General features: G+C 75.4%; 15 protein-coding genes (1 of these 15 running past the window's edge). 6 read left to right on the plus strand and 9 right to left on the minus strand.

The genetic code is table 11. The features are described 5' to 3' along the window. Together V6D49_RS00925 and ptsP are read left to right on the plus strand one after the other, a co-directional pair. Window positions 1-156: the end of a PTS sugar transporter subunit IIA gene (locus tag V6D49_RS00925; RefSeq protein WP_340556203.1), read on the plus strand. The gene continues 294 nt to the left of window position 1, outside the view; 156 of the gene's 450 nt are visible here — the last part of the coding sequence; its start codon lies off the left edge, out of view; the stop codon is at window positions 154-156. Between the two features lie 90 nt (window positions 157-246). Next, window positions 247-1,917: a phosphoenolpyruvate--protein phosphotransferase gene (ptsP, locus tag V6D49_RS00930; RefSeq protein WP_340556205.1), complete on the plus strand. Its 1,671-nt coding sequence runs from the start codon at window positions 247-249 to the stop codon at window positions 1,915-1,917. A gap of 78 nt (window positions 1,918-1,995) precedes the next feature. Here the strand turns inward: ptsP and V6D49_RS00935 are convergent, their stop codons facing one another. Together V6D49_RS00935 and V6D49_RS00940 are read right to left on the minus strand one after the other, a co-directional pair. Next, entirely contained in the window at window positions 1,996-2,931 is a 936-nt protein-coding gene (locus V6D49_RS00935) for a hypothetical protein (protein ID WP_340556207.1), read from the minus strand. 67 nt (window positions 2,932-2,998) lie between these two features. Further along, on the minus strand, window positions 2,999-5,008 hold the full coding sequence (locus V6D49_RS00940; RefSeq protein WP_340556209.1) for an acetoacetate--CoA ligase: 2,010 nt from the start codon (window positions 5,006-5,008) through the stop codon (window positions 2,999-3,001). Window positions 5,009-5,242: 234 nt separating this feature from the next. Here V6D49_RS00940 and V6D49_RS00945 point away from each other — a divergent pair, with 234 nt between their 5' ends. From V6D49_RS00945 to V6D49_RS00955, 3 genes are all read left to right on the plus strand, one after another. Next, a complete protein-coding gene (locus tag V6D49_RS00945) occupies window positions 5,243-6,049 on the plus strand; it encodes a hypothetical protein (protein ID WP_340556211.1) in 807 nt (268 codons plus the stop codon). A gap of 166 nt (window positions 6,050-6,215) precedes the next feature. Beyond that, window positions 6,216-6,995 carry a M15 family metallopeptidase gene (locus V6D49_RS00950; protein ID WP_340556213.1) on the plus strand — a complete coding sequence of 260 codons (780 nt, stop codon included), beginning with the start codon at window positions 6,216-6,218 and terminating at the stop codon, window positions 6,993-6,995. An 84-nt stretch (window positions 6,996-7,079) separates the two neighbouring features. Next, window positions 7,080-7,811: an MIP/aquaporin family protein gene (locus V6D49_RS00955; protein ID WP_340556215.1), complete on the plus strand. Its 732-nt coding sequence runs from the start codon at window positions 7,080-7,082 to the stop codon at window positions 7,809-7,811. Between the two features lie 20 nt (window positions 7,812-7,831). On the opposite strand, the gene V6D49_RS00960 is transcribed toward V6D49_RS00955, so the two are convergent. The 4 genes from V6D49_RS00960 to V6D49_RS00975 are packed head-to-tail and all read right to left on the minus strand — an operon-like array spanning window position 7,832 to window position 12,027. Beyond that, entirely contained in the window at window positions 7,832-8,437 is a 606-nt protein-coding gene (locus tag V6D49_RS00960; RefSeq protein WP_340556217.1) for a GTP-binding protein, read from the minus strand. Next, on the minus strand, window positions 8,418-8,822 hold the full coding sequence (locus tag V6D49_RS00965) for a DUF742 domain-containing protein (protein ID WP_340556219.1): 405 nt from the start codon (window positions 8,820-8,822) through the stop codon (window positions 8,418-8,420). The genes V6D49_RS00960 and V6D49_RS00965 overlap by 20 nt, the downstream gene beginning before the upstream one ends. A gap of 11 nt (window positions 8,823-8,833) precedes the next feature. Next, complete coding sequence (locus V6D49_RS00970; protein ID WP_340556221.1) at window positions 8,834-9,274, minus strand: roadblock/LC7 domain-containing protein; 441 nt, start codon at window positions 9,272-9,274, stop codon at window positions 8,834-8,836. Then, window positions 9,271-12,027 (minus strand): nitrate- and nitrite sensing domain-containing protein, encoded by a 2,757-nt coding sequence (locus V6D49_RS00975; protein WP_340556223.1) that lies wholly within the window; start codon window positions 12,025-12,027, stop codon window positions 9,271-9,273. Before V6D49_RS00975 ends, V6D49_RS00970 begins: the two co-directional genes overlap by 4 nt. A 324-nt stretch (window positions 12,028-12,351) precedes the next feature. On the opposite strand from V6D49_RS00975, the gene V6D49_RS00980 reads away from it, so the two are divergent. Continuing rightward, entirely contained in the window at window positions 12,352-12,645 is a 294-nt protein-coding gene (locus V6D49_RS00980; RefSeq protein ID WP_340556224.1) for a hypothetical protein, read from the plus strand. 56 nt (window positions 12,646-12,701) lie between these two features. Here V6D49_RS00980 and V6D49_RS00985 read toward each other — a convergent pair whose 3' ends face one another. From V6D49_RS00985 to V6D49_RS00995, 3 genes are all read right to left on the minus strand, one after another. Continuing rightward, window positions 12,702-17,378 (minus strand): hypothetical protein, encoded by a 4,677-nt coding sequence (locus V6D49_RS00985; RefSeq protein WP_340556225.1) that lies wholly within the window; start codon window positions 17,376-17,378, stop codon window positions 12,702-12,704. 94 nt (window positions 17,379-17,472) lie between these two features. Continuing rightward, entirely contained in the window at window positions 17,473-18,348 is an 876-nt protein-coding gene (locus V6D49_RS00990) for a hypothetical protein (RefSeq protein WP_340556227.1), read from the minus strand. 52 nt (window positions 18,349-18,400) lie between these two features. Continuing rightward, window positions 18,401-19,924 (minus strand): hypothetical protein, encoded by a 1,524-nt coding sequence (locus tag V6D49_RS00995; protein WP_340556229.1) that lies wholly within the window; start codon window positions 19,922-19,924, stop codon window positions 18,401-18,403. Window positions 19,925-19,935: the final 11 nt, after the last annotated feature.

Raw genomic sequence — 19,935 nt, forward strand, 5'->3', positions numbered from 1 at the left:
GACGCCCTCGTGCGCTGGAACCCGGCAGCGGTGGAGGAGGGCGGAAAGTCGCCGGTCAGTCCCGTGGTGGCGCTGGACGGGGCGGCCGACGCGCTGACGGACCTGTCCGATGGCGTCGTGGTCCGTGCCGGGGACACGCTTTTCACCTGGGACTGAAACTCACCCCCTCCCCTGCCCCAGCCAGACGGCTCCCCCAGGCGCACAGCGGCGGAGAGCGCGTGGCCGCACCGAGACGGAGACAGTCGTATGGACACGAAGCTGCAAGGTGTCGGCGTCAGCCATGGCGTCGCCATCGGCGAGGTACGGCATATGGGCACGGCCGTGCTGGAGCCTCCGACCCGGCGGATCGCCGCCGAGGAGGCACCCCGCGAGCGGCAGCGGGCCCAGCGGGCGGTCGACGCCGTCGCTGCGGATCTCATGGCGCGCGGCCATCTCGCCGGCGGGGAGGCGCAGGCGGTGCTGGAGGCGCAGGCCCTGATGGCTCAGGACCCGGAGCTGATGGCGGATGTCGAGCGGCGGATCACGGTGGGCAGCAGCGCCGAGCGTGCCGTCTACGACGCCTTCGCCGCCTACCGCGCCGTGCTCGCGGGCGCGGGTGAGTACTTCGCCGGGCGGGTGGCCGACCTGGACGACGTCCGCAACCGCATCGTCGCACGGCTGCTGGGCGTCCCGGTGCCGGGCGTCCCGGACAGCGACCGGCCGTACGTCCTGATCGCCCGCGACCTGGCGCCCGCGGACACGGCGCTGCTCGATCCTTCTCTGGTGCTCGGGTTCGTCACCGAGGAGGGGGGACCGACGAGCCACAGCGCCATCCTCGCGCGGGCGCTCGGGGTGCCCGCCGTGGCGGCCGTGCCGGGCGCGGGTGACTTGGCGGAGGGGCTGTTCGTCGCGGTGGACGGGAGCGCGGGCGAGGTCGTGGTCAACCCGGACGAGGCCGAACGTGCCGCGCTGTCGCGAGCCGCGGCGGAGCGGAAGGCCGCTGTGGAGGGAGCGCGGGGGCCGGGCGCGACCTCCGACGGACACAAGGTGCCGCTGCTGGCCAACGTCGGAGGCCCGGGGGACGTACAGGCCGCCGTCGAGGCCGGGGCGGAAGGGGTGGGGCTGTTCCGCACGGAGTTCCTCTTCCTCGACGACGGCGCACGGCCACCGTCCGAGGACCGGCAGGCCGAGGCCTACCGTCAGGTGCTGGCGGCGTTCCCGGAGGGCCGGGTGGTGGTGCGGGTCCTGGACGCGGGTGCCGACAAACCCCTGGGCTTCCTGACACCGGCCGACGAGCCGAACCCGGCCCTCGGCGTGCGCGGACTGCGGACGCTGCTGGATCACCCCGACGTGCTGCACACCCAGCTCACCGCCCTGGCCAGGGCCGCCGAGGGGCTCCCGGTGTACCTGGAGGTCATGGCACCGATGGTCGCCGACCGGGCCGACGCGCGGGCGTTCGCGGACGCCTGCCGGGAGGCCGGTCTGCGGGCGAAGTTCGGAGCGATGGTGGAGATCCCCGCCGCCGCCCTGCGAGCCCGTTCGGTGCTCCAGGAAGTGGAGTTCCTGTCGCTGGGTACCAATGACCTCGCGCAGTACACGTTCGCCGCGGACCGGCAGCTCGGAGCCGTGGCACGCCACCAGGACCCGTGGCAACCGGCACTGCTCGACCTCGTCGCCTTCTCGGCCGAGGCCGCGAAGGCGGAGGGGAAGGGCTGCGGCGTCTGCGGTGAGGCGGCCTCCGATCCCCTGCTGGCGTGCGTGCTGACCGGCCTCGGCGTGACAAGCCTGTCGATGGGGGCCTCCGCCATTCCCTACGTGCGGGCCACCCTGGCCAAGCACACGCTGGCGCAGTGCGAACGCGCGGCTGCGGCGGCCCGTGCCGCCGAGAGCGGCCAGGACGCCCGCCGTGCCGCGCAGGCCGTGCTCTCCGGCGAGTAGCCCGCGCCGCGCCCACAGGTCCGGTCGCCCGGCGTGGGGCCGACGCGGGACGGCCGGACGGCCGGACGGCCGGACGTCTCAAGGTGCCGATCGGTTCGGTGGCGGGAGCCGAACGCCGGGCCGGTAGGCGACGCCCGGCTCGGGTGGGACGGGCGCGCCGGTGGCCGGGTCCGTGCAGTAGGCGGCGAAGACCTCGGCCTCCGTGAGCGGCCGGAGCCAGTCGCCGTGGAGCCGCCAGCCGCGCACCGTCTGCCGCCCGGCGCGCGTCGTCCGCAGCACGACTCCGCCGGGTGCGCCGGTGGCGAGGCCGGCGGCGAGCACCGTGGTGAACAGCAGGACCTCGGTGTCGCCGGGGTGGGCGGCGGTGGACGCCGCCGCGCCTCGGGGTACCCCGAGGGCCGCGACGAGCGGGAGGCCCGCTCCACCCGATGTCGGGCTGACGCTGCACACAAGGTGGTGGCTCCCGGGACCCGCGACGTCCAGCAGTCGGCCGAGGGCCGTGCGGGCGCGGTCCGTCGCCCCCGGGCCCGGGCCACGGCCACAGCTCCGGCAGATGCCGACGGACGGAGGGAGCACGGTGGCACGCCTCCCGTCCGGGGTGCTGCCCGGCCCGCCGAGCAGCCGTGGGACCAGGGCTTCGACCGGCTCGCCCCCGTAGGGGAAGGTCGGCGCGCCGACGGCGATCTCGGCCGTGTAGCGCGCGCGGGTGCGGGGCGAGTCCGGGTCGAGCCCGGTTTCGGCGCAGAAGCGGGCGTAGCGGGCGGGGTCGAAGGGGGCGAGGCGGATGTGTACGCCCTGGGCCGTGAGGAAGCGCAGCACCCGCTCGACGGCGCGGAGATAGCCGGGGTGGTCCCGGTGAGGGAAGCTGCGGTAGCGCCGCATGGCCTCGAAGTCACAGGGCTGGGCCAGGACGGCGAGCGTGCTGGGCGCCTCGCGGCGCAGCGCCCGGAGCGCCCGCCGTCCGTGCGGGGGCCGCTCGCGGGTGCGGCCGGTGTCGTGGCTGTGGTCGTGCATGACGCCCCCCGGGTCAGGTGATCGATTCGTCACACACCGTAGCCGGGGGGTCTGACAGCGGCCGTCCTCAGCGGCGGGCGCGCTCCCGGCCGAGGCGTTCGTACGCCCGGAGCAGTTCGACGTCGTCCACCGATCCGGGGTTCACGGCCTTGTCCAGGGGGGTGCCCTGGAGCAGTCGCTTGACCGGTACTTCGAGGCGCTTGCCGGTGAGCGTGTGGGGCACGGCGGGGATCTCGATGATCTCGTCCGGAACGTGCCGGGGCGAGAGCCGGCTGCGGATGGTCCGCTTCACGCGGTCCTTCAGCGCCTCGTCCAGGACGGCGCCCGGGGCCAGGTGGACGAAGAGCGGCATCCAGTAGCCGCCCTCCGGCTCCTCCACGCCGATGACGAGAGACTCGCGGATCTCCGGGAGTCGCTCGACCGCTTCGTAGATGTCGGCGGACCCCATGCGGACGCCCTGGCGGTTGAGGGTGGAGTCGGAGCGGCCGTGGATGACCACGGACCCGCGCGAGGTCAGCGTGATCCAGTCGCCGTGGCGCCACACTCCGGGGAACATCTCGAAGTAGCTGTCGCGGTAGCGGGAGCCGTCGGCGTCGTTCCAGAATCGGACCGGCATCGACGGCATGGGGTTGGTGACCACAAGTTCGCCGACCTCGTCCGTCAGTGGCTTCCCCTGCGGGTCCCAGGACTGCAGGTCCGTGCCGAGACAGGCGGCCTGCAGCTCGCCGATGTGGACGGGGAGGGTGGGCACGGCTCCGGCGAAGCAGCTGCACACGTCCGTGCCGCCGCTGACGGAGGCGATCCACAGGTCCGCTCCGGCCTCCTCGTGCAGCCACCGGAAGCCGTCGGGCGGGAGCGGGGAGCCGGTGGTGGCGACGCAGCGCAGTGCGGAGAGGTCGTTGTCCCGGCCGGGATGGACCTCGGCCTTGCGGCAGGCCATGACGTAGGCGGCGGAGGTGCCGTAGAAGGTGGCGCCGGTGCGCTCGGCGATGTCCCACTGGGCGCCCGTACCGGGATGGCCGGGGCTGCCGTCGTAGGTGACGACCGTGGTGCCGGTGAGCAGGCCGGAGACGAGGAAGTTCCACATCATCCAGCCGGTGGAGGTGTACCAGAAGAAGCGGTCGTCCGGACCGAGGTCGCAGTGCAGGCCGAGCTGCTTGAGGTGTTCGAGCAGGATGCCGCCCTGCGACTGCACGATCGCCTTGGGCAGCCCCGTCGTGCCCGAGGAGTACAGCACCCACAGAGGGTGGTCGAAGGGGACCTGTTCGAAGACGGGCTCGACGTCGGCGGAGGTGAGGGACTGCCAGGTGAGGGCGCCGTCGGGGGCGGGCGTGCCCAGCAGCGGGACGTGCACGACGGCGCGCAGGGTGGGGAGCTCGGCGCGCAGTTCGGCGACGGTCCGCGCGCGGTCGTGCTCCTTGCCGCCGTAGCGGTACCCGTCGACGGCGAACAGGACGACGGGCTCGACCTGCTGGAAGCGGTCGAGGACGCTGCGGGCGCCGAAGTCCGGCGCGCAGGAGGTCCAGACGCCGCCGACGGCGGCGGTGGCCAGGAGGGCGACGGCGGCCTCGGGGATGTTGGGCAGGTAGCCGCTGACACGGTCGCCGGGACGGACGCCGAGGCGCCGGAGCTCGGCGGCGAGGGAGCCGACCTGGCGGCGCAGCTCCAGCCAGCTGACGGGCTGCGGCTCCTGACGCTCGTCGACGTGCAGGATGGCCGGGTCGAGGGCGCGGGCGGGGTCGCCGGCGGTGCGCAGGGCGTGCTCGGCGTAGTTCACGGTGGCGCCGGGGAACCAGGTGGCACCGGGCATGGAGCGGTCGGCGAGGACCGTGTCGTACGGCGTGGAGAAGTGGACGTCGAACCACTCGGTGACGGCCGTCCAGAAGGCCGGCAGCTGTTCGACGGACCAGCGGTGCAGAGCGGCGTAGCTCGCGGCCGGGTCGCCGGGCGCCGCGGCGGGGGCGCCGTGGTGCTCGGCCGCCCAGCTGTGGAAGCGGGTGAGCCGGGCCCGCGCGATGCGGTCGGGGCCCGGCTGCCACAGGGGGCTGGGCTGGGGCGTGGCTGCGGCGGCGGTCATGGGCGGCTCCCGGACGGTACGCGAGGGTGTGCGTGCGGTGCGCGCACGGGCGGGGTGTGCGCGTGACGCGGCTGTGCAGGACGATGCCACGTGATCGTTCGCGACACCAGGGGCGGCACCCCATATCGGACGGCTCGGGCATGTGGTGGACGTGGTGCAACGTCCGGGGGGTTCCGGGTGAACTCTCGGCGAACGCGGACGGTGCGGCGTGCGGACGGTGGCAGGCTGAGCAGCATGAACGCTGGGGGCCTGGGGTGGTCGGCCGGTCGGGTGGGAGCGGGCCGCGCGGTGGCGGTGTGGTGGCGTACCCGGCGGGCGGCCCTCGCCACGGCGCGCGCGGCCGGACCTCCGTTGCGGGTCCGGGCCCCGGGCGCTGTGCTGACCGCCGAACCGGGCCCCGGAGGCGGTCTGGTGCACTGCGAGCGGTCGGTGCTGCGGATCGTGGTGGCACAGGGCGGCGCCGTCTTCGTGGGCTGGGACGCGGCGGGCCCCGAACAGCCCGAGCCACGCGGCGGGAGTGGGGCTGGCGGCGGGACCTGCCCGCCGCCGGACGCACGGGCCACGCTGGAGCCGGACACCGCCGGGGGCTGGCGCGTGGTGTCCCAGCGGGTGCTGGTGACGGTCGGCCGGGAGGGGTCCGTGCGCCTGCGGACGCCGGGAGGGGTACTGCTGCGGCACGACGCCCCGCCCCGGTGGTGGGAGGCCGAACCGGGGGCGGGTGGCCCCTGGGTGCAGCGGTCCCGGGTTCGCGCCGACGCCCGGTTCCTCGATCCCGGGGGCGGCCCGCTGCGGACGGGGGGTCGCCGGGTCCCGGCGCAGTTGGTCGTCTCCGGCGCGGGCACGCACCTGGTGGTCCACTCCGCCGCGGCCGAGGGCGGGCTCAGGCTCCGCGAGGGCGTCCCGGGCGACGGTTCGGCCCATGACCGCCCGGGCCGGTGTGACGTACGGATGTCCGCCGGGCCGGTGGCGTACTGGGTACTGATGGGGCCGATGGAGCGGGCGGTGCGGGAGTGGGTCGGGCTGACGGGCGGCGAGGGCTGACGACCGGTGCGCGGTGCCGGAGCCGAGGAGTGGCCCGGTAGCCCGATGGCCCGGTGGCTCGATGGCGTGGTGCGGGCACGGCGATCGGGCCAGGGCGTCACCCGTCGGGGGGAGGGCGGCCGTGTGGTGGACCGGGCGCTTCGGCGTGGTGGGTGAGGGTGCGGGCATGAGACGTGCGGTGGCGATGGCGGTGGCCCTGGGCGTGGCGACGACCGTCACGGGATCGGGCCCGTGGCGGGACGAGTCGGCGCCGGAGGGCTTCGTGGCGCTGGCGGACGTGGCCCCGGGGGTGGTGCGGGAGATGCGGTACACGGGGCCGCACAACTTCGTGGGCACACGGATCGACGGGTACGCGGAGGACGTCTGTCTCGTCACCCGCCCGGTGGCCCGCGCGCTGCGCGAGGTACAGCGCGCGGCGCTGCGGCACGGGTACACCCTGCAGGTGTACGACTGCTACCGGCCGCAGCGCGCCGTCGACCACTTCGTCCGGTGGGCGGCCGACGCCGGGCGGGGGCGGATGAAGGCGGAGTTCTATCCCCGCGTGGCCAAGGACCGCCTCTTCGCGGAGGGGTACATCGCGCGCCGCTCGGGGCACAGCGGCGGAGGCACGGTGGACGTGACGCTGGTCCCGCGCTCCGCGCCCCCGACGCGGTCCTACGTGCCGGGCGAGCGTCTGGTGCCGTGCTTCGCGCCCCGTGCGGCACGCTTCCCCGACCGCTCGGTGGACATGGGCACCGGGTACGACTGCTTCGATGAGAAGGCGCGCACCCTGCACGCGGACGTGACCGGGGAGCAGCGCGCGAACCGGCTGCTGCTCAGGCGGTTGATGGAGGGGGCGGGGTTCGAGAACCTGCCGCAGGAGTGGTGGCACTTCACCTACCGGGACGAGCCGTATCCGGGGCGCCGGTTCGACTTCCCCGTCTCCCGTGCGGCGCTGTCCGGCTGAAGGGTCCCCTGCTGCCCGCGCGACGCGCTGATCGCGGTGCCTTCGGTCATGCTGGTGGCAGATGTGCATCCACGAGGAGCGGTCATGGACTATCCATCCGGCGACATCTTCATCGGCGAGATCATCGGTACGGCGATCCTGGTGCTCTTCGGTGCCGGCGTGTGTGCGGCGGTGACGCTGCACCACTCCAAGGCCCGGGCGAGCGGTTGGGTGGTCATCTCCTTCGGCTGGGGGTTCGGCGTCCTGGCGGGGGCGTACACCGCCGGTCCGCTGTCCGGCGGCCACATCAATCCGGCCGTCACCCTCGGCATCGCGATCGAGAGCGGGGTGTGGGACAAGGTGCCGGTCTACATGGCCGGACAGCTGGTCGGTGCCATGCTCGGCGCCGTTCTGGCCTGGTTGGCCTATCTGGCCCAGTACCGGGCGAACGCGGACGCGGAGCGTTCGCAGCCGACCCTGGGCGGGTTCGCGACCATTCCGGAGATCCGCAGCCCGGGGGTCAACCTCGTCACCGAGGTCATCGCGACGGTCGCGCTCGTCCTGCCAGTGCTGGCCTTCGGCCTCACCGAGGGGCTCGGCACCTCGGGCACGCAGACGCTGATCGTCGCACTCCTCGTCGTCGGCATCGGCCTGTCACTGGGCGGACCGACGGGGTACGCGATCAACCCGGCGCGCGACCTGGGACCGCGGATCGTGCACCAGGTGCTGCCCATCCCGAACAAGGGCACGTCCGACTGGGGGTACGCGTGGGTGCCGGTCATCGGGCCACTGATCGGCGGCGCCGTGGCGGCGGTGGTCTTCAACGTGGCGTTCTGAGACCGGCGGCCCGGGCGGTCTCAGGGGGCCGCGACGCGCCGGGCGGCCACAGTGCGCAGCGCGTGCTCGACGAGGGTGACCAGGACGTCGCGGGCGGACTCACGGCGGCGGGCGTCGCACAGGACGACGGGTACGTGGTCGTCGAGGTCGAGGGCGGTGCGCACGCTGCCCGCCGGGTACGGGCGGGCGCCGTCGAAGCGGTTGACGGCCACGGCGAACGGCAGGCCGCGCCGCTCGACGTCGTCCAGGGCGGCGAAGCTGTCCTCCAGGCGGCGGGTGTCGGCGATGACGACGGCCCCGAGGGCGCCGGCGGCCAGCTCGTCCCACAGGAAGCGGAAGCGGTCCTGTCCGGGTGTGCCGAAGAGGTAGAGGACCGTCGAGTCGCCGAGGGTGATGCGGCCGAAGTCCATGGCGACCGTGGTGGTCGACTTGGCCTCCACTCCGGCCAGGTCGTCGTGGGGACGGCCCGCCTCGGTCATCGCCGCCTCGGTGCGCAGCGGCCGGATCTCGCTGACCGCCCCGGTGAAGGTGGTCTTGCCGACCCCGAAGCCACCGGTCACCAGGACCTTCAGGGCGACCGGCGCCGCCGCGGGGGACGGGGCCCGGTCACAGTGCCCGGAGGCCATCGATCACCTCGCGCAGGATGCCCTCGTCGGGCAGGTCGGCCGGGGGGACGGGACGGGTGACGCGGACGAGCGCGGCATCCACCAGGTCGCCGATCAGGACGCGCACCACACCGACGGGGAGGTCGAGGTCGGCGGCGAGTTCGGCGACGGAGCGGGAGGCGGCCGTGCAGCCGCGGAGGATCGCGAGGTGCTCCGGGCCGAGCCGCGCGGTCTCCGGCCGTCCGGCGGACTCGGCGGACTCGGCGTCCCGCAGCGCGCCGTCCTCGGTGACGACCTGGGAGATCAGGTCGAGCCGGAGGCGGGCGTCGCTGCGGGTGCGGCCGCGCGTCATCGCGTAGGGCCGGACCACCGGCCCTGCCGCGTCGTCGAACCAGGCCTCGCTCATGGGCCCGCCCTTCACCCTCCGCCGGGCAGGTCGGACCGGGGAGCGGTGCCGAGGTGGACGCCGACCCGCTTGACCAGGAGTGTCATCTCGTAGGCGATCAGGCCCACGTCACCGTCGGCGTCGGCGAGGACGGCGAGGCAGCTCCCGTCCCCGGCGGCGGTGACGAAGAGGAACGCGTCCTCCAGTTCGATGACGGTCTGCCGGACGCCGCCGACCCCGAAGTGCCGGCCGACGCCCCGCGCCAGACTGTGGAATCCGGAGGCGACCGCCGCCAGGTGCTCCCCGTCCTCCCGGGAGAGGTCCTGCGAGGCCCCCCGGGGGAGGCCGTCGCCGGAGAGGACCAGCGCCTTGCGGATGCTGCCGATCCGTCCGACGAGGTCGTCGAGCAGCCAGTTCAGGTCGTCGCCGCCCTGGCCGCCGGCGTGGTGGGCATGGGCATGCGGTGCGGTCATCGACCGACCCCCTCCGGTGTGGTTCCGTCGTTGTGCTCGCGTCCGCGCCGCCAGCCGCGCTGGAGCGCCGCCATCCGGTCGCGGACCTCGTCGGCGTCCCGGTCCGTGGCGGGCCCTGCCGGGTCGCCGGAAGGTCCGGGGGCGGTGGTGGGCACGGAACGGCCGGGCTCCCGGCCATCGTGCCGGGGCTGCGCGGCGGGTGCGGTCCGACGCCGTCGGGGCAGCCCGTCGGCGGTGGTCGGGCGGGACCCGTCGGAGGGGGCGCCGTCCGGGGCGGGTCCGCCGGAGGGCGCCCGGTCCTCGGGCGGGCCCACCGGGCGGAGCCCGCCGGGCGCCGGCTGCGCGGCCGGGTCACGGGCGTCCTCCGCCGGCGAACGCGGGTGCTGCCGATCGGCCACGGGACGCCCGTGGTCGGAGACCAGGACGGGGCGGCCGGAGGCACCGGGGCGGCGGCGCGGCAGGCCCGGGGGCCCGCCCGGGCCCGGGGGCTCATCGGGGCCACCGGCGTCCGTTTCCGTCCGCTCGTCCCGCGGTGCCTCGGCGCCGCCGGTCGCCCCCTCGGCGTGAGGGCGGTCCGCGCCCTTCTCGGCGCGTTCGTTGAGTGCGTGGAAGATGCTGCCGATGCCGTGCGCCGGGGTGTCGGTCGTGGCCGGGCCGGCCAGCGCGTCCAGGTCCAGCGGCCCGTCCAGTTCGACGGGCCGCCCCCGGCCGTGCAGACCGGGAGTGCCCTGCGGACGGCGGCCCACTCCGAGGGCGGCTGCGAGGTCGCGCCGCGGCGCGGACGGCACCCGCGTGAGCGTGTGCTCGTCGGCGTCCGCGGGGCCGGTGCGGCGTGCGCCGTCGAGCTCGGGCTCCCCGCGCCCCTCCGACTCGTTCAGCACCGCGCCGGGTATGAGGACCACGGCGGTGGTGCCGCCGTAGGGCGAGGGCTGGAGCGAGACCCGCACCGCCTGGCGTTGCGCCAGGCGGGAGACGACGAACAGGCCGAGGCGGTCGGTGTCGGACAGTTCGAACTCCGGTGTCTCCGCGAGCCGCAGGTTCGCCTCCAGGAGCGCTTCGGGCGTCATGCCGAGGCCGCGATCGTGGATCTCCAGCGTGAACCCGTTGGCGACGCGCTGCCCCCGGACCTGCACGGCGGTGTGCGGCGGGGAGAACGAGGTGGCGTTCTCCAGCAGTTCGGCGACCAGGTGCGTGAGGTCGGCCACCGCCGGGCCGTCCACGGCGAGTTCGGGCAGGCGGCGGATCTCGATGCGCTCGTAGTCCTCGACCTCGGCCACCGCGGCGCGCACGACGTCCATGAGCCGCACCGGCTTGCGCCACTGCCGGGAGGGCGCGGCGCCGGAGAGGATCACCAGGCCCTCGGCGTGCCGCCGCATCCGGGTGGTGAGGTGGTCCAGCCGGAAGAGGTCGGCGAGTTCGTCGGCGTCCTCGGTGCGGCGTTCCATCGTGTCCAGGAGCGCGAGTTGCCGGTGCAGGAGGACCTGGCTGCGGCGGGCGAGGTTGACGAAGACCTCCGAGACACCACGGCGCAGTTCGGCCTGCTTGACGGCGGCCTCGACGGCGGCCCGCTGGAGGGTGTTGAGTGCCTGCCCCGCCTGACCGATCTCGTCGGAGCCGTATTCCAGACGCGGTGCCTCGGTCTCGACGTCCACCTGCTCCCCCGCCGCCAACCGTCGCATGACGCCCGGCAGCCGCACCCCGGAGACCTCGTGGGCCTCCCGCCGAAGGGTGCCCAGGTCGCGCACGAGCCGGCGGCCGATGCGGAAGGAGACGACGACGGAGAGCAGCACGCCGCAGAAGCCGAGGACGCCCGCGATCCCGGCCTCCAGGAGTACGTGCACGGCGGCCGGCTCCACCCGCTCCGCGTAGCGCTCGGCGGCCTTCTGGTCCATCCGCTCCAGGTCGTCGAGGACGGTGCCGGCGGCGGCGTCCCAGCGTTCGGCGTTGACGGCGTCCAGCGCGCCACCGGGACCGGCGTCGATGGCCGCGTTCTCCAGTCCGGTCAGCGTCGTCCCGGCCGGGCCCGCCCAGTACTCGCTGTACAGGCGCCGGTCCTCGTCGGGGAGGATGGCCAGGTTGTTGCCGTACGTCATGTCGCGCTCGGCCACGCGGTCGGACAGGGCCCGCAGTTCGGCCTGGGTGATCCGGCCGGCCGCGAGCGCGGCGGCCATCAGGGCGTCCTCCCGGGCGACGAGTTCCCTGGCCCGGCTGAGGGCGACCAGCGCACGGCCCTCGCGGTCCAGTTCGCCGTCATGCAGGGAGTGCAGGGTGATCAGCAGGGCGTGGCAGGGGTCGACGATGGAGTTGTAGGAGGCGTAGGCGCTCTCGCGGGTGGCGGTGTTGCGCTCCACCTGACCGCGCAGGGAGCCCAGTCGGTCCAACTCGGTCAGCAGCGCGTCGAGCCGCTCGCGGGCGTCGTGGGAGAGGTCCTCGCGCACCTCGGAGGACCGCTCGCGCAGCCGGCCGACGGCGGCGTCCGTATCGCCCTGCCGCCGCTCCAGCCGGGCGAGCGCGTCGGAACGCCGGGGGTCCGCGAGGTGCACGAGGACCTGCCGACGCTCCTCCTGGACGGCCTGGACGGTGTCCGCGGCGGGGCGGCCGAGTTCGGTGATGAGCCGCGAGCTGTCCAGGAGGCGCTTGGCGTCACTGCCGGTGTGGTAGGTGGCGAAGGCCCAGATGGACACGAGCGTCACCAGGGGCACGAGCATCAGCGCCACGATCTTCCGGCGGATGCTGCTCCCGCGAAAGCGCATGGCCTCCCCTACGTCGACACCGTCCGTACGCGACACTGGCGTTGCATCCCGGCCCGTCCGCCCGTCGCGGCGGCCCCGGCCCCTGCGGCGTTCCTCGGCCACCCGGGCCGCTTCCGGCCTTCCGGGGACGTGCCACCGGTGAACGGCGTGAGCCTACTACTGCGATGTGGGGAACTCGTAGAGGAGTCCGAGCCATGGAACGGACGATCGGAAGAGAACCGTCCGGATGTTTCGGGCCATCATGGGATATCGCGGCCCCGTTGTGGTAGAGCACATGCTGATCCGGACGCCGGTTCCGCCGGCGCACGAGGAGGGGAACGGTCCATGTACGACAAGCCGCGGCTGCCCGACCCGGTGCGGGCCGCCGCCGTACGCGCGGTCATCGTCACCGCGCTCGTGCTGGTCATCGTGCTGGTCGCGGTGCTCAGCGCCGTCGCCGGTGTGTGGTTGGCGTTCCCCGCCGTCCTGTGCGCCCTCGGCGGCGCGGTGGTGGCGACCTGGGCCGTACTGGACGTGTGGGTGACACGCCAGGTGTGGGTCCAGCGGCACGGTGTGCTTTCCGAACCGAGCAGCGTGGCGCGGGAGAAGCTCCTGCGCCGCCGCTCCGGCGCGGGGTGAGGGAGCGGGCCGGCATGGCGAGCGGCCCGCGTCCCTCGTGATCCGTAGCCCGTCCGTCAGGAGTCCTGCGGAGAACTCGGTGACGGCGCAGGGACGTTGACCTGTGCGGGAATTCCGGACGACGCCGCGGGCCGGCCCGCCCCGGGGCTCTCGGCGGGGGGACGGCGGTACACACGGGTGGCCGTGATCTCGCCGTGGACGGCTTCGGCGTCCTCCTCGGTGCGCGGCAGTCCGGGGCGCAGGTGCTCCTCGACGCTGATGTACTTCAGCCCCGCACGCAGGTCGGCGTCGTTGCGCAGCCGGATCACCAGGGGGAACTCGGCGAGCGCCGTGGTGTCGAACAGGCCGGTGGTGTAGAGCAGTTGCACACCGAGCGCGTCGGCCACGGCGCGTTGGAGCTCCAGGAGGTAGGTGGCGTTGGCCCGGCCGATGGGGTTGTCGAGGAAGAGGGTGCCGGCGTGCCGGTGCTTGTCCCTGCCCCGGTCGTTGCTGCGCAGAGCCGCCATCGTGCAGTAGAGGGCGATGGCGGCGGTGAGCAGCTGCCCGCCGGAGAAGACGTCGCCCATCTGGCCCACCGGGACGCGCTCGGCCCGCAGGACGGCGTCGGGCTTCAGGATCTCCACGCTCACGCCCCTGGGCGCCAGCGCGGCCTGCACCCCGCGCAGCAGCAGCGTCATGCCGTCCCGGCGCAGGTCGGTGTTCTTGCGGACGGCGGCGCGGGTGGCCTCGTCGATGACCTCGCCGAGGCGTTCGGTGAGCGTCGCCTGGTCCGGGTCGTCGAAGCGGATCCGCAGGAACTCCTGACCGGACCACTCGCCGAGCCCTTCGGGCAGCCGGGAGAGCCGCTGGGCCGAGCGCAGGGTGGCCAGGGCCGACTCTGTCAGCCCGCGCAGCCGGTCGACGATGCTGTCGCGGTTGCGTTCCAGCTGCTCCAGCTCATCGGTGAGGACGCGCAGCCTGGGGGCGAACGCCTCCGCCCAGGCTGCGGCGTGGTCGGGCAGGGCGGCGGCCGGGAGCTCCCGGATCTGCTGGCGGGCGGGGGTGCGCACGGCTTCGTACCGGGCCGCGTTGGCGTGCCGCACGAGGATGTCGCCCGCCTCGCGCAGCGCCGTCTCGGCCGCCGACAGGTCGGCCGCGCAGCCGCGCAGGGAGCGGCGGGTCTCGGCGGCCGCCTGCCGGGCCTCGGCGGGGGTGCCGGGGTAGGGCTCCGGTGGCGTTCCGTCGACGTCGACGGGCGCCGGGTCGCGCAGGAGGTCGCGCAGGAGCGCGGCGGTCTCCTCGAAGGCGCCCGCCGCGTCCTCCGCCGCGCGGCGGGCGTGGAGGAGGTCCTCGTGGGCCGCCCGCGCGGCCTCCAGCGCGTCGGCGCGGGAGGCCAGGTCGGTGGTGGCGGTGCGCAGGAGCGCCTGGGCCTCCTCGGCGGTGCCGGGCCGCTGCTCCTCGGGCAGGTCGGTGTGGACGGCGCCCTCGGGCGGGGCGAGCCGTTCGGCCTCGCCCCGCAGCCGGCCGAGCTGTTCGCTCGCGTCGGCGGCGCGCGACTCCAGGAGCTGGACGGCCTGTTCGGCCCGCGAGGCGGCGGCCTGGCGGGAGGGGCCGTCCGCGCCGTCGGACGTCCGGAGCAACTGGGCGGCTCGGGTGCGGACCTTGTTGGTCAGGCGTTCCAGCTCCGCGAGGGCGGCGCTCTCGTCCCCCTCGGCGCGGGCCTGTTCGGCGCGCAGGTCGGCACCCACGCCGACCTTCTCGTAGAGCCGGGAGGCGGAGCGGTACGCCTCACGCCGCGCGGGCAGGGACGTCGCGAAGTCCCCGCCGTCGTCCGGCGCCTCGGCAGCGGACTGCTCGTCGGTGGCGGGCGGCTCGTCGGTGACACCGGCGATCTCGGCCCGCTCGGCCCGCAGGGCCCGGGCGGTGCGGTGTGCGTCGTCGGCGGCGCGCTGGGCGGCCCGGCGGTCCTCGTCGGCGGCGCGGGCCCGTTCGAGGCAGGTGGCGGCGCGGCCCTCGGCGTCGGCGGCGTCATCGGCCAGCTCGCGCAGCCGCGCCTGCCAGGCGGAGCGCTCCCGCAGCCGGAAGGCGAGACCGGCGAGGGCGTCGGCGCAGCGGCGGGCACGGGCGGCGTCCTCCTGCCGCTGCTCCCGTACGGCTGCGGTCTCCGCCGCGGCCCGCTGCGCCTCCTCCCGGTCGGCGGCGGTACGGGTGTGGTGGTCCACGGCCTCGTCGGCGGCCTCGCGGGCGGACTCGGCGGCGGCGGTGAGCTCCGCGAGGTGCCCGGTGGGGCAGCCGGTGCGCCAGGACGCCAGCCGCGCGGCGAGCGCCCGGTCCTCGGAGAGCCGGTCGGCCAGGGCGCGGATCTCCGCGTCCCGCCCGGCCGCGCGCTCGCGCAGGACGTGCCGTTCCCCGTCCGCCGCGCCCTCGTCGTGCATCGCCGGGTTGGGCGGTACGAGGAAGACACCGCGACCGTCCCCGTCCGGGCCGGCGGGGGTGGGGGCGAGGAGGGCCGCCGCCGTCCCCACGGCCACCGCGGAGCGGGGCAGCAGTGCCGCGTCGGCCAGGACCTCGCGGGCCCGGGCGTGACTGTCCTCGTCGGTGATGACGACGCCGTCGACGAGTTCGGGCCGGGCGGCGAGCACGGCCGCGTGGTCGGCGGGCGCGACGGCCTGGGCGAGGTATCGCCAGCCGGGCAGCGCCGGAACGCCGTGCTCGCCGAGGAACTCCACGGTGGCCAGGACGTCGGGGCCGGGCGGCAGGAGGCCGCCGTCCCCGAGCGCGGCCAGGATGCGCGCGTCGTCGGCGGCGGCGGTGCGCAGGTCGAACAGCCGCCGCTCGGCCTCGGTGACGCGCTGCTCCAGCAGTTCCCCGAGCGGGTCGGCTGCCCGGTCCAGCTCCAGGGCGGACAACGGGTCCTGCGCTTCGAGCAGTTCGATGACGCGGGGTTCGGCGCCCAGCGTCTCGGCGGTCGCCCGCTCGGCCGCGCAGGCGGCTTCGGCCGACCGCGCGGCGTCGGCGGCCCGGGCGGCGGCCAGCTCCGCCCGGCTCAGGGCGGCGGCGGTCTCCCGCTCCCGTTCGGCGGCCGCGCGGGCCGCCTGTCGGGCCGCGTCCCAGGCGGCCGTCGCCTCCCGCTCGGCGTCATCGGCCGCCAGCGCGGCACGGGCCGGGTCGGTGTCGGGCGCGGCGTTCGGCAGCCAGCCCGCACGCAGCGCCTCGGCGGTCTCCCGCTCGACCTCGACCAGCCGTTCGCGCAGGTGATCGCTCTCGCTGCGGGCCCGCTGGGCCTCGGTGGCGGCGGTGGTCGCCTCGCGGTGGGCGGCCTCGGCCTCCCGCTGGAGGGCGGCGGACCGCTCCTCACCGGTGGCGGCCTGCTCCTCGGCGTCGGCGGCGGCGGCGTGCAGGGCGCGTACCAGGGCGTGGGCGGCCTTCGAGCGGGCGGCGAGGGCGGGGGCGGCGTCCCGTTCCGCGTCCTGGATGGCCGCTGCCGCACGCGCCGCGCGGTCGGCCGCGGCGCGGTGCCGGAGCACCGTCTCGGCGGCCTGCCAGGCGGCGTACAGGGTGCGGGCCTCGGTGAGTTCGCGGCGCTGGGCGGCGGCCGCCTTCTCGCCGGCGGCCAGAGCCAGCGAGGCGTGCCGGTAGGCCAGTTCGGCGGCGACGTCCGCGGCTCGGGTGCGGCACCGCTCGGCGTCGGCGACGGCGCGGGCCGCCTGCTCGGTGCGGTCGGCGAGCTCGGCGGCGTTGCCCCGCTCGCGCACGCCGCGTGCGGTGAGCCGGGCGGCCAGGGTGCGGGTGCGGCGTTCGGCACCGGCGTGCACGGCGCGGCTGCGGTCGCGCTGTTCGGCGGAGTCGGCGATGCGGCGCAGGAGGTCGAGCGACCCGGCGGTGAAGTCGCGTTCCGCGGTGAGCTCGGCGCGGCGGCCCAGTTTGTGGGCGAAGCCGTGGACGAGGTCGGCCAGACCGTCGGTGTCGCGGGTGTCGGTGACGGCGCGCAGCAGCAGGTCGGTGAAGTCCGAGTCGTTCTTGACGGAGAACAGGCCGGCCGCCTCGCCCTCGTCGGCGTTCATCTCCCGCTGGTAGCGGAACAGCTCCGGGTCGAGGCCGAGGGCGCCGAGGTGCTCCTTCCAGCGGTCGTGGATCTCCTCCCAGACGACGTCCAGGTTCGGGTAGGCCTTGCCGGTCTCGGTGAGGACGTCCCGGAAGCCCTTCATGGTGCGTCGGCGGCCCCGGGCCCCCGAGGCGCCCTCGGTGGGCCGCAGGGCCGTGGACTCGGCGACGGGGAGCGAGTCGAGCGTCATGCCGGGGCCGGGGCGGAAGGAGTACCAGGCCTCGGCGAACTTGCGCGGGTCACCGGAGACCTGACGCCCGCGCCACTCGCTGACCTTGCCGACGACGACGCTCTCGCCGGTGAGCGTGTGCTGCCACTCCAGGGCGACGTGCCCGGTGTCGTCGGCGAGCAGGAACTTGCGCAGCACCCCGGAGCTGGCCCCACCCAGGGTGTTGCGGTGCCCGGGCAGCATCACCGAGAAGATGAGCTTCAGCAGCACCGACTTGCCACCGCCGTTCTCCAGGAACAGCACGCCGGCGGGGGCGGGGCGGCGGGGCGGGCCGGTGGGCTCGTCCTCGAAGAAGTCCGCCTGCGCGGGGGCCGGGGTGGGCACCGGCTCGCCGACGCCGCGCAGGTCCAGCACGGTGTCGGCGTAGCGAGCACCGGCCGGGCCGATGGAGTACAGGCGGATGCGGGACAGCTCGTACATGAGGGGGCGGACTCTCGTTGCGGCGTGGTCGGCGGGGTGCGGATGTCGGTGGGGCGGGCGTCGGCCGGGCGGACGTCGGGCAGGGCGTGTGACGTCAGGCGTGGAAGGGGAGGCCCGCTCCGTCGGCCAGCTCGGCCTCCGGGTCCTCGACCGGGGGGAGGAGGGTTCCGGTGCCGTCGCTGACGGGGACGACGCCGAGCTCCAGCAGCTCGGTCAGGGCGGCGCTGCCCGCCATGTCGCGCACCTGGAGCTGGTAGCGGGCGGTCGTGCGGAACGTGCCGCCCGAATCGTCGCCGGTGCGCTGGAGGAAGCCGGAGTCGACGAGGAAGGCGACCGCCTTGCCGACGATGCCGGTGGTGGAGCCGGCCAGGCGGCGGGCGTCCTTGGTGGCCCCGGTGGCGCTGCGCCGGGCGTAGACGCGCCAGGCGGCCTCCAGGCCGGGGGCGTCGGTGGCGGGGTCGGTGTTCTCGCCCTGCTCCTCGGCCCGCTCCTCCAGTCGGCGGCAGGCCTGGCGGACGAAGGCGTCCACGCCGTTGACGGAGACCCGGCCGATGTAGCCGTCGTCCGCCAGGTCCTCGGGGCGCGGGAAGGCCAGGGCGGCGACGGCGAGGTGAGCCAGGCCGTGCAGGAAGCGGTCGGTGGCGTCGGTGGCGGCACGACGCGCGTAGTCGCCCATGCGGACGGCGAAGACCGAGTCCTCGGCGGCGGTGACGGCCATGCCGGCCCGCGCGGACACCTCCAGGACGACGAGGCCGAGCCCGGCGGCGACGGCGTCGGTGAGCCGGGCGAAGCCCGGGTCGTCCCGGTGACGGCGCAGCAGTTCGGCGTAGTCGGCGTCGCGGGCCGGGACCAGCTTGGGCTGGAGACCGAAGGCGACCAGCCGGGCGGCGTCCGCGGCGTCGGCCGGGGTGAGGGCGGCGGGCCCGTCCTGGGGGCCGCGCGGGGCGGCCTCGGTGCCGGTGTCGGTCACGGCAGGGGCTCCTCGGGGGTGGTGCGGTCGAGCGGAGTGACGGGTGTGGGGTTCACGAGGCGGCCTCGCTGCGCGCGGCGGCCATGGAGGCGGCGTCCAGCAGCGCGGTGCCGACGATGAGGTCGGCCCCGCCGAACTCCTCGTCCGACAGTTCGGTGCCGTCGTCCACGGCGAACAGCAGCTGCCGCTCGCCCTGCCGGTAGGCCGTGCCGACGGGCGGGCTGGCGGCGTGCACGGCGAGCAGCGACACGAGGTACGGCAGCTCGGGGTCGCGGCGCCGGGCGTCGGCGAGGAGGCCGGAGAGCCGGCGCGGGGCGTCGGGAGGGAGCCGCAGCAGCTCGTGGGCGGCGGCGAACTGCTCCTCGCTGAAGCGGCTGTCGTCCGGTGTCGCGACGAGGTCGGGCTCGGGCATCTCGGCGCCGAGGTGTTCGCGCGGGGCGGGCGGGGTGAGGAGCAGGTCGGTGAGATCGCTCAGGCGTACGGCGGCGGGCGGGCGCAGGCCGGAGCCCGCCGCGAAGAAGGCGTCGGTGACCCGGGCGGCCCGCTCCAGGGGCTCGGGCAGCAGAGGGGCGAGGAGCTGCCCGTGGAGGTCGAGCCCGACGCGGGCGGCCGGCGGGGCGAAGGCCTGGCGGTCCTGCTCGGCTCGGAAGAGGGGGCCCGCCTCCAGCAGCCGGGACTGGAGCTGGGTGTGGCGCCGGATGCAGTCCTTGACGATGTCGACCAGCTCGGCGGCGCGGAGCTTGTGGTCGGGGTGCTTGTCCTCGCCCGTCTCGTCCCGGGCGCGGCGGATGTTGGTGAGGATCGCGTTCTCGTGCCGGTAGCGGTCGGCGACGTGGTCCAGCGCCTCGGCGATGAGGTCGGGCACGGTGTGCAGCCAGTCGACGGCGCGCACGTTGCGCCGGGTGGCCTCCAACGTGCGGCGCAGCGTCTCGGCGTACTGGACGGTGCGGTAGCGGGCCTGCTCGGCGGCGAGCTGGGCGTCCGCGAGCCGGCCGCGGCTGACCAGCACCTCCAGCTTGACCTCGGCGGCGATCTGGGCGCTGGTGACGTCCGTGTCCAGGGCGCCGACCAGGACGTTGACCGCTTCGTCCGTGGTGCGCAGGTAGACCCGGCCGCCGGGTCCGGGGACCTCTTCGACGAGCTTGAAGTCGTAGTCCCGGCGCACGTAGCTGCCGTCGGGGGCGAACGTCCCGTAGACGGCGCGGAAGCCGCGGTCGACGCTGCCGACGTTGATGAGGTTCTCCAGCACCCAGCGGGCGACGCGTTCGTGTTCGGCCGCCGGCCGCTGCGGGGCCTGCGCGGCGACGCGGGGCATCAGCCGGGAGACGACGTCCTCGTGGTCGGCGCCGGTGTCGAAGTCCATCTGGAGGGTGACCAGGTCGATGGCGGCGAGCGCCACCTCGGCCATCGCGTAGGTGCCGTACTCCCCCGCGAGGTTGACCTTGCGGGCGTCGAGGTCGTGCAGTGGCGCGGTGCAGGCGAGGGCGCGCAGCCGACGGGCCAGGCCTTCGTCGGCAGCGGGCCCGGGGGCCGGACGGAGCGGTCCGGGGCGGGGGACGGGTACGGCGGAACTCACGAAGCACAGCG

The organism is Streptomyces sp. GSL17-111 (assembly GCF_037911585.1).
Taxonomy (GTDB): Bacteria; Actinomycetota; Actinomycetes; order Streptomycetales; family Streptomycetaceae; genus Streptomyces.

Bases quoted from the DNA above. Each gene is read 5' to 3' on its own strand.
- V6D49_RS00950 (WP_340556213.1), top strand. From the start codon at position 6,216: ATGAGACGTGCGGTGGCGATGGCGGTGGCCCTGGGCGTGGCGACGACC.
- V6D49_RS00985 (WP_340556225.1), bottom strand. From the start codon at position 17,378: ATGTACGAGCTGTCCCGCATCCGCCTGTACTCCATCGGCCCGGCCGGT.
- V6D49_RS00975 (WP_340556223.1), bottom strand. From the start codon at position 12,027: ATGCGCTTTCGCGGGAGCAGCATCCGCCGGAAGATCGTGGCGCTGATG.
- V6D49_RS00965 (WP_340556219.1), bottom strand. From the start codon at position 8,822: ATGAGCGAGGCCTGGTTCGACGACGCGGCAGGGCCGGTGGTCCGGCCC.
- V6D49_RS00940 (WP_340556209.1), bottom strand. From the start codon at position 5,008: ATGACCGCCGCCGCAGCCACGCCCCAGCCCAGCCCCCTGTGGCAGCCG.
- V6D49_RS00960 (WP_340556217.1), bottom strand. From the start codon at position 8,437: ATGGCCTCCGGGCACTGTGACCGGGCCCCGTCCCCCGCGGCGGCGCCG.
- V6D49_RS00955 (WP_340556215.1), top strand. From the start codon at position 7,080: ATGGACTATCCATCCGGCGACATCTTCATCGGCGAGATCATCGGTACG.
- V6D49_RS00935 (WP_340556207.1), bottom strand. From the start codon at position 2,931: ATGCACGACCACAGCCACGACACCGGCCGCACCCGCGAGCGGCCCCCG.
- ptsP (WP_340556205.1), top strand. From the start codon at position 247: ATGGACACGAAGCTGCAAGGTGTCGGCGTCAGCCATGGCGTCGCCATC.
- V6D49_RS00945 (WP_340556211.1), top strand. From the start codon at position 5,243: ATGAACGCTGGGGGCCTGGGGTGGTCGGCCGGTCGGGTGGGAGCGGGC.
- V6D49_RS00980 (WP_340556224.1), top strand. From the start codon at position 12,352: ATGTACGACAAGCCGCGGCTGCCCGACCCGGTGCGGGCCGCCGCCGTA.
- V6D49_RS00970 (WP_340556221.1), bottom strand. From the start codon at position 9,274: ATGACCGCACCGCATGCCCATGCCCACCACGCCGGCGGCCAGGGCGGC.